1 protein-coding gene and 1 pseudogene are annotated in these 1,201 nt (G+C 25.4%); both read left to right on the top strand.

All coding sequences use genetic code 11. The annotated features are described in order from the left end of the window. Positions 1-373: pseudogene (locus ON17_RS02075) on the top strand (sigma-70 family RNA polymerase sigma factor); the annotation flags it as partial. A gap of 190 nt (positions 374-563) precedes the next feature. Further along, entirely contained in the window at positions 564-899 is a 336-nt protein-coding gene (locus ON17_RS02070; RefSeq protein WP_017191834.1) for a single-stranded DNA-binding protein, read from the top strand. Positions 900-1,201: the final 302 nt, after the last annotated feature.

Genomic DNA, 1,201 nt, shown 5'->3' with positions numbered 1-1,201 from the left:
AACTCCAACAATAAAATCAGAAATCAGAGAATTAATAAGACAAAGCCATTCACCTTCCGTTCCTCAAAAGACTCATAAATCTAATAACACTTCTTTTCAAGAAGAAAAACATACATGGCATTATAAAATCCTTAACCCTCATCAATTATGGTTAAAACAAGTAAATCATGAACTCTTATTAAAGAAACTAAAAACTAAATTAAGCAAAAAGGAGTTTAATGTCATTATATTAAGTTTTGGAGTTCCTTTAGGAAATATCAACGAAGATTATCAACCGAGTTATTCCAATCAAAAAATCGCCCAAAAACTTAATTTAACTTTAAGACAAGTAAAAGCTCTTAAAAATATAGCAATCAATAAATTGAAAAAATAAATTATATGAAACTAGAAAATATTTTCTATCTTTTAATATTTTTCTTGCATGGTTTGTTTCTATTATCTTTGGTTGAGACTATTACTTAATGTAAAATTTAAACTCAATATAAATACAAAGAAAAATAACTTTACCAAATAACCACAACATCATCAACATTAAAAATAATCAAAATAAGGAGAAAAAAATTATGTTAAACAAAGTTCAATTAATCGGTCGAATTACACATGACCTTAAAAAAGAATATATTCAAAGTAACAACGAACAAGTCCCTAAAATAGATTTTCAATTAGCGGTTAACCAAACTAAAGACAAAGTTCAATATATTCCTTGTGTAGTTTTTCGTAATCAAGCTGAAAACATGAGTACATATTTACACAAAGGATCTAAAATTTATCTCGAAGGAATATTATCTGTCCAAAAATACACCAACAACGAAGGTCAAAAGAAAACAAATACCAAAGTAATCGTTAATAATGTCATCTTTTTAGATAATAAACCTCAAACTGATAATTTGCCATTTTAAAACAACATATTATTATATCTTAATTTTGGGATATGATAATTGAAATTTTTAAATGAAATAACATATATTATCTCCTTTCATTAAGCGGTTCACACCTTTCCAAGGACATCAAACTGACCTAAATCAAGTCATAAAACTGATTTTTATTTTAATCATGAAATCACATTTTTTTGGGTAAAAAAATAGAGCCTCTCGGCGGAGGCTCTATTTCTATAATAACGGTATCTTTTTTTACCATTATTTTTATTTTAAAATAAAAGAACAAATATAAAAGAACATTAATATTAAATATCTTAACTTTT

The sequence above is a fragment of the Poinsettia branch-inducing phytoplasma str. JR1 genome, assembly GCF_000309465.1.
GTDB lineage: Bacteria > Bacillota_I > Bacilli_A > Acholeplasmatales > Acholeplasmataceae > Phytoplasma > Phytoplasma pruni.
The sequence above is the reverse complement of the archived record's forward strand: the minus strand, read 5'-3'. Positions and strand labels throughout refer to the sequence as shown.

What these genes read in the sequence shown, in the direction of transcription:
- ON17_RS02070 (WP_017191834.1), top strand. Translation starts at nt 564, where the DNA reads ATGTTAAACAAAGTTCAATTAATCGGTCGAATTACACATGACCTTAAA.